The following is a 7,086-nucleotide window of genomic DNA, read 5'->3' as shown; positions in this document are numbered from 1 at the left end:
CTCGACACCTGACCACCCCGACTTCCGTTGACCTGCGGCGTGTTGTTGTTATGAGCGGCCGTAAAACAACAACACGCCGCAGGTCAACGGGTCAGGTGCGTGGGAAGCGGGTGGCCCAGCGGCGCTGCCAGGGTGTTTCGACGGCGCGCGGGTGGTGGTGCCCGCGCGCCCAGGCGACGGCGCCGGACGGGTCCACCCCGGCGAGGACGGCGAGGCAGGCGATGACGGTGCCGGTGCGTCCGACACCGCCGCCGCACGCGACCTCCACCGCCTCGCCCGCACGCGCCCGCTCGTGCAGGGCGCGGATCTGCCGGACGGCCTCGTCCCGGTCGCGCGGGAGCCGGAAATCGGGCCAGTCAAGCCACACCGCGTCCCAGCGCAGGGCCGGTTCGTGGCGGCGCCGCAGTTTCGCGGAGCCCAGGTAGAGACCGAAGGCGGGCTCGGGGCCGTCCGGCAGCGGATCGCGGAGGCCGCGCCCCCGGACCCGGGCACCGTCCGGCAGCCGGATCGCCCCGGTGAGCGAGGCGGTCATCGGGCCTCCTCCCGGCGGCGTGCGCGGTGGTTGGCGACGTTCATCCGGTTCCCGCACCGTTCCGGCATGCAGTAGCGGCGGCGTCCGGCGCGGCTGGCGTCGGCGAACACGCCGCCGCAGCCGGGCGCGGCGCACGCGCGGAAGCGTTCGTGGCCGAGCGCGCGGACGAGGCCGAGCAGCGCGACCCCGACGACGGCCGCCAGCTCGCCGACGAGCGAGGCGTCCCGGGCCGTGGGCACGTACCACTGCCACCGCCCGGACGGGTCGCGGCGCAGCACCGGCGCGAGCCCGGCGTGCCCGGCCATCAGCGCCGCGCCCTCGACGGCCAGGTCCTCGGTCTCGGCCTCCAGGACGGCACGCACCTCGCGCCGGAGGAGACGCGCCTGCTCGACGTCCCCGGCGGTGGGCGTCCGGATGTCGTACGCGGCGAGAAGGCGGGCCAGCTCGCCGGGCCCGGCGAGCGCCTCGGCCCCCCGCACGTCCGGTGACGTGCCGACCAGCCCGTTGGCGACCTCGGCGCCCGCCGCGTAGCCGGCGATGGGAATGAGCAAGGCAGACGTCCTTCCGCACGACCAGTAAGGCTTACAGAGGGACTATAACCATTACTCGGTGAGGACGTCGAACTGGAGCCCGCCGTTCACCGCCGACACCTCGACATGCCGCCCGTGCTCGAGGTCGCCGGACAGCAGCAGGTCGGCCAGCTGGTCGTCCACCTCGCGCTGGATCGTGCGGCGCAGCGGCCGGGCGCCGAACTCCGGCTGGTAGCCGCGCTCGGCGAGCCAGTCGACGGCCTCGGTGGTGAAGTCGACGTCGACGTCCTGCGCGCGCAGGCGGCGGCGCGTCTCGTCCAGCAGCAGGTCGGTGATCTGCCGGAGCTGGCCCGCCTCCAGCCGCCGGAACACGATGATCTCGTCGATCCGGTTGAGGAACTCGGGCCGGAACGACTCGCGCAGCCGCCGCATGATCCGGTCGCTGAGCGCGCTGCCCTCGCCGTCGCGCCCGCCGAACCCGATCTCCGTCGTCCCGGTGATCAGCTCCGAGCCGAGGTTGGACGTCATGATCACCACGGTGTTGCGGAAGTCGACGGTGCGGCCCTGCGCGTCGGTCAGCCGGCCGTCGTCCAGGAGCTGGAGCAGGACGTTGAACACGTCCTGGTGCGCCTTCTCGATCTCGTCCAGCAGGATGACCGAGTAGGGCTGCCGGCGGACGGCGTCGGTCAGCTGCCCCGCCTCCTCGTACCCGACATATCCGGGCGGGGCGCCCATCAGCCGGCTGACGGTGTGCCGCTCCTGGAACTCGCTCATGTCGAACCGGATCATCCGCTCCCGGCTGCCGAACAGCGCCTCCGCCAGGGCCTTCGCCAGCTCGGTCTTGCCGACGCCGGTCGGCCCGAGGAACAGGAACCCGCCGATCGGCCGGTCCGGGTCGCCCATGCCCGCGCGGGACCGCCGGACGGCCCGCGCGACCGCCGCCACGGCGTCCTCCTGCCCGACGACCCGCTGGTGCAGGTGCTCCTCGAGCCGCGTCAGCCGCTCCCGCTCCGCCTCCGTGAGCTGCGTGACCGGCACGCCGGAGATGCGGGACACGACCTCGGCGATGTCCTCCGTCGTCACCTCGGGGACGGTCACGGGCGCGCCGTCGTCGCGCGCCGTCTCCAGGTCCTTCTGCAGCCGGACGATCTCGTCCCGCAGCTCCGACGCCTTCTCGTAGTCCTCGTCCGAGACGGCCTGGTCCTTCTCCCGCCGGCGCCGGTCGAGCCGCTGCTCCAGCTCCCGCCGGCCGCCGTCCCGCGTCCCCGACCGGAGCCGCACCCGCGCACCCGCCTGGTCGATCAGGTCGATCGCCTTGTCGGGAAGGAACCGGTCCGTGAGATACCGGCTGGAGAGATCGACCGCCGCGACGAGCGCCTCGTCGGTGAACCGCACGGAATGATGCGCCTCGTACCGGTCCCTCAACCCGCGCAGGATCTCGATGCTGTCATCGGGACTGGGCTCCGACACGAGGATCGGCTGGAACCGGCGCTCCAGCGCCGCGTCCTTCTCGATGTTGCGCCGGTACTCGTCAATGGTCGTCGCGCCCACCACGTGCAGCTCGCCCCGCGCCAGCGGCGGCTTCAGCATGTTCCCGGCGGACACCGCGCCCTCGGCGCTCCCCGCCCCCACGATCGTGTGGATCTCGTCGATGAACACGACCAGCTCGTCGGCGTGCTCGCGGATCTCGTCCACGACCTTCTTCAGCCGCTCCTCGAAGTCGCCCCGGTACCGGGTGCCCGCGACGACACTGCTCAGATCCAGCTGGACGATCCGCTTCCCGCGCAGCGTCTCCGGCACGTCGTCGTCGACGATCCGCTGCGCGAGCCCCTCGGCGATCGCCGTCTTCCCGACGCCCGGGTCGCCGATCAGCACCGGATTGTTCTTGGTGCGCCGCGACAGCACCTCGACGGTCTCCTCGATCTCCTGCTGCCGCCCGATCACCGGGTCGACCCGCCCCTCCCGCGCCAGCGCGGTCAGATCGCGGCCGAACTCGTCCAGCGTCGGCGTCTCGGACGGCTGCCCGCCGCCCCCGCCGCCCGGCGGCTGCCCCTGCCCGCCCCCCGACGCCGCCTGCTGCAGCGAGTCGGGCGTCACATGCTCATGATCGAGAATGCGGCCCGCACTGGACCCGCGGTCGAGCGCCAGCGCGAACAGGACATGCTCGGGCCCGATATAGGACGACCCGAGCGCCCGCGAGACCTGGTGCGAATCCAGCAGCGCCCGCTTCGCGGACGGCGTCAGCTCCGGCGGGACGTCCCGCGGCTCGCCCCGCCGCCCGTGGCTCTCGATCTCATCCTTGATCTTGTCCGGATCGGCGCCGGCCCGGACGATCCACTGCCGCGTCCCCTGCTGCCGGGTCGCCGCCCACAGCAGATGATCGGTGTCCAGATCGACGCTGCCCCACTGCGCCGCCTGCGCCGCCGCGTCCCGCACCAGCTCCCGCGCCGGCTCGCTCATCAGCCGCGCGATGCTGATCCGCTCCTGCGGCCGCCGGTGCGCCCGCGCACCGAAGAACCGGGCGAGCATCTCCTCGAAAGGGTCCATCCCCCCGGCCCCGTACCATCCCGCGGTCATCTCCGAAACCCCCCGGTAGTCGAAGGACACGTCATAGGCAATGGTGACTCACGTGCCCGTGGCGGGCCCGCAGAAACCAGCGCTCCCCCTCCTTCACACCCCCGCGCGCACGCCCCGGCGCCGCCGCACGAGATCATCCGCGGCCTCCCGCCACCGCGGCCACTCGAACCCGAACCCGGCGTCCACGAGCCGGCCGGGCACGACCCGGCGGCTCTTCAAGAGCAGCTCGGTGTCCGACCGGAGGGCCAACGCTCCCAGCTCCGCCATCCACGCCGTCGCGGGCAGGCCGACCGGCATTCCCCACGCGCCCCGCAGCGCCCGCATGAACACCCGCTGCGGCAACGGCTCCGGAGCAGCCAGGTTGACGGCCCCCGCCAGGTCGTCCCGCCCGATCAGGAACTCGACCGCACGGACGAAGTCCCGATCGTGAATCCACGACACATACTGCCCGCCCCCCGCGACCGGCCCCCCGAGCCCCAGCCGCGCGAGCCACGACAGAACATCGAAAACGCCCCCGCGATCCGGGCTCATCACCATGGCCGCCCGCAACGCCACCTTACGAGTGGACGGCGTCTCGGCCCGCTCCTGCTCCCGTTCCCAGTTCTCGGCGATCCGGACGCTGTACGCCCAGTAACCCGGCACCCCGGCCTCACCGCCACCGATCACACCGGTCGCCTCGTCGTTGGCCGCGTCGAACCGATGGGCGTACACGGTGGCGGTGCTCATCTGGAGCCAAACCCGCGGCGGCCGCGCAGCCGCCGCGATCGCCTGCCCCACCACCCGCGCGGACAGCACCCGCGAATCCATCATCTCCTGCAGAGTCTGCGGCGTGTACCGGCAACTGACACTGCGCCCGGCGAGGTTGATCACGACGTCACTTCCGTCGACCACCTCGGCCCAGGCCCCGAGCGTCCGCCCGTCCCACCCGACCTGCCCCGCCCCCGCAGGCCGCCGGGTCACGACCACGACCTCATGCCCCGCAGCCCGAAGCGCCCGCTCCAGAACGGCGCCCACCTGCCCGGTCCCGCCGGGAATCACGACCTTCATCAAGCCTCCAGCCCTCTCCCGGACGACCCTAACCCACTTTTGAACACGTTCAAAGACCCACCCGGCGGGGCGTCCAACGGTTTGCGCGGTGGGCTTACGTGTCGCCGTCGGTCTTGTGTCCGTGGCGCTCGACACCTCGGCGCATCGCTTCGAGCAGGACCTTCGCGGCGAAACCCACGATGATGAGGTCTCCGAGCATCTGCGCGGACGTCAGCGCACGCGCCGCCTGCGAGCGCGGAACGATGTCGCCGAAACCGACCGAGGAGAACACGGTCATGGTGAAGTACAGGGCGTCGACATGGGTCAGCGGTTCTGAGAAGGTGCCCGGCGTGCCGTTCTCCATCAGGCAGTAACTCGCCGCGAACACCACCACGAACAGCGGGACGGACGTCGCGAGCGACTCGGCGGTGCGCAGTCGCGGCGACGGCGACCGTACGATCGCCCGCGCCTGCCAGGCGACGAGCACCCCGAGTGCGGCCAGAGCACAGGCCAGCGCCAGCACGGTCGTCAGGGTGAACGGCCTGTTCAGCGGTGCCGCGAAGTAGGCGCCCAGCAGGCAGGTGGTGATCAGTGCCGTGCGCAGCGCCGTCCAGAACAGCAGCCTGCGGCGAGCTCGTCGCGACGGGGTCTCCACTCCCCATCCATGCCCAGGCGATACGGGAAATCGCCGCGTACGGGCGAAGGGGGCGGCCGGCTCTGCATCAGCGCGCCATGGCCGACGTGAGGCGCAGGGGCGGGAGCGTCATCCCCGTGAGAGGGGAGAGGGGGAGGAGATCGGAGCGGGCGGGGCCCTCGCCGTTGAAGGCGCCCGTCCGAAGGGGACCGGGATTCCGGTCAGGGGCGGATCAGATGCGGGTCAGCTGCGGGTCCGGTCGGGTCAGATGAGGCCCTGGGCGAGCATCGCGTCGGCGACGCGCTCGAAGCCCGCGATGTTGGCGCCGACGACGTAGTCACCGGGCGCGCCATAGCGCTCGGCGGTCTCGTAGCAGTTCTCGTGGATGTTCGTCATGATCCCGGACAGTTCCTCCTCCACGCGGGAGAACGACCAGGCGGCGCGGCTCGCGTTCTGCTGCATCTCCAGCGCGCTGACCGCGACACCGCCGGCGTTGGCGGCCTTGCCCGGACCGAACGCCACACCCGCGTCCTGGAAGATGTGCACGGCCTCGGGCGTGGTCGGCATGTTGGCGCCCTCGGACACCGCCTTGACGCCGTTGCGGATGAGGATCCGCGCGGCCTCCGCGTCCAGTTCGTTCTGCGTCGCGGACGGCAGCGCGATGTCGGCCGGGACGTCCCATACTCGTCCACCGGGGACGAACCGGGCGGACCCGCCGCGCTTCTCGGCGTAGTCGGAGACGCGGCCCCGCTCGATCTCCTTGATCGTCTTGATCAGGTCGAGGTCGATGCCCTTCTCGTCCACCACGTAGCCGCTGGAGTCCGACACGGTGATCACGTTGGCGCCGAGCTGCTGCGCCTTCTCGATCGTGTAGATCGCGACGTTGCCGGAGCCGGACACGACGATCTGCTGGCCGTCGAGGTCCTCGTTGCGGCGGCGGAGCATCTCGGCGGTGAACATGACGTTGCCGTAGCCGGTCGCCTCCGTCCGGCACGCGGAGCCGCCCCACAGCGCGCCCTTGCCGGTCAGCATCCCCGCCTCCCAGCGGTTCGTGACGCGGCGGTACTGGCCGAAGAGGTAGCCGATCTCGCGTCCGCCGACGCCGATGTCCCCGGCCGGGACGTCGGTGTGCTCGCCCACGTGGCGGTACAGCTCGGTCATGAACGACTGGCAGAACCGCATGACCTCCTCGTCGGAGCGGCCGTGCGGGTCGAAGTCGCTGCCGCCCTTGCCGCCACCGATGCCGAGCCCCGTCAGCGCGTTCTTGAAGATCTGCTCGAAGCCGAGGAACTTCACGATGCCGAGGTTCACGGTCGGGTGGAAGCGCAGCCCGCCCTTGTACGGTCCGAGCGCACCGTTGAACTCGACGCGGAAGCCCCGGTTGACGTGGATCTCGCCGTTGTCGTCCTGCCAGGGAACCCGGAACATGATCTGCCGCTCCGGCTCGATCAACCGCTCGACCAGCTTGGCGGCGGCCAGCCCTGGCCGCGCGGCCAGCACCGGGCCGAGGGATTCCAGGACCTCGTGGACGGCCTGGTGGAACTCCGCTTCGCCAGGGTCCCTCCGCAGAACCCTGTCATAGGACTCTTCCAGGACGGCCAGGGTCTCGGGTGGCGCCGGCAGACGGGGGGCCAGTGGCATGGTGGGATTCCTTCCTTCGGTCCCCTCCACTCTAAAACGTGCGTTTCACCGCCTGAGACAGGGTGACCGCAGGTCGGAACCCGTACATGACTTACAACAAACCCTGGACAGACCCGGCGCCCCTTCAGACTCCCCCGTAACGCCGA

The 7,086-nt window shown here is 71.5% G+C and carries 6 protein-coding genes; all 6 read right to left on the bottom strand.

Annotated features, from left to right (window positions below; all coding sequences use genetic code 11):
• Positions 1-91: 91 nt before the first annotated feature.
• Entirely contained in the window at positions 92-532 is a 441-nt protein-coding gene (locus tag ABZ806_RS39950; protein WP_500223816.1) for a phosphatase domain-containing protein, read from the bottom strand.
• Entirely contained in the window at positions 529-1,083 is a 555-nt protein-coding gene (locus ABZ806_RS39945) for a CGNR zinc finger domain-containing protein (RefSeq protein ID WP_500223815.1), read from the bottom strand. Before ABZ806_RS39945 ends, ABZ806_RS39950 begins: the two co-directional genes overlap by 4 nt.
• Before the next feature lie 51 nt (positions 1,084-1,134).
• Positions 1,135-3,639, bottom strand: a complete 2,505-nt coding sequence (locus ABZ806_RS39940; protein ID WP_500223813.1) for an ATP-dependent Clp protease ATP-binding subunit — start codon at positions 3,637-3,639, stop codon at positions 1,135-1,137.
• Between the two features lie 93 nt (positions 3,640-3,732).
• Positions 3,733-4,686, bottom strand: coding sequence for a DUF1731 domain-containing protein (locus tag ABZ806_RS39935; RefSeq protein WP_500223817.1), 954 nt, complete (start codon positions 4,684-4,686; stop codon positions 3,733-3,735).
• Positions 4,687-4,780: 94 nt separating this feature from the next.
• Positions 4,781-5,320, bottom strand: coding sequence for a potassium channel family protein (locus ABZ806_RS39930; protein WP_500223812.1), 540 nt, complete (start codon positions 5,318-5,320; stop codon positions 4,781-4,783).
• 243 nt (positions 5,321-5,563) lie between these two features.
• Positions 5,564-6,940 (bottom strand): NADP-specific glutamate dehydrogenase, encoded by a 1,377-nt coding sequence (gene gdhA, locus ABZ806_RS39925; RefSeq protein ID WP_500223811.1) that lies wholly within the window; start codon positions 6,938-6,940, stop codon positions 5,564-5,566.
• Positions 6,941-7,086: the final 146 nt, after the last annotated feature.

Source organism: Spirillospora sp. NPDC047418, assembly GCF_040643275.1.
Taxonomy (GTDB): domain Bacteria; phylum Actinomycetota; class Actinomycetes; order Streptosporangiales; family Streptosporangiaceae; genus Spirillospora.
This window is presented reverse-complemented; position numbering and strand designations above follow the sequence as displayed.

Bases quoted from the DNA above. Each gene is read 5' to 3' on its own strand.
- ABZ806_RS39950 (WP_500223816.1), bottom strand. From the start codon at position 532: ATGACCGCCTCGCTCACCGGGGCGATCCGGCTGCCGGACGGTGCCCGG.
- ABZ806_RS39940 (WP_500223813.1), bottom strand. From the start codon at position 3,639: ATGACCGCGGGATGGTACGGGGCCGGGGGGATGGACCCTTTCGAGGAG.
- gdhA (WP_500223811.1), bottom strand. From the start codon at position 6,940: ATGCCACTGGCCCCCCGTCTGCCGGCGCCACCCGAGACCCTGGCCGTC.
- ABZ806_RS39935 (WP_500223817.1), bottom strand. From the start codon at position 4,686: ATGAAGGTCGTGATTCCCGGCGGGACCGGGCAGGTGGGCGCCGTTCTG.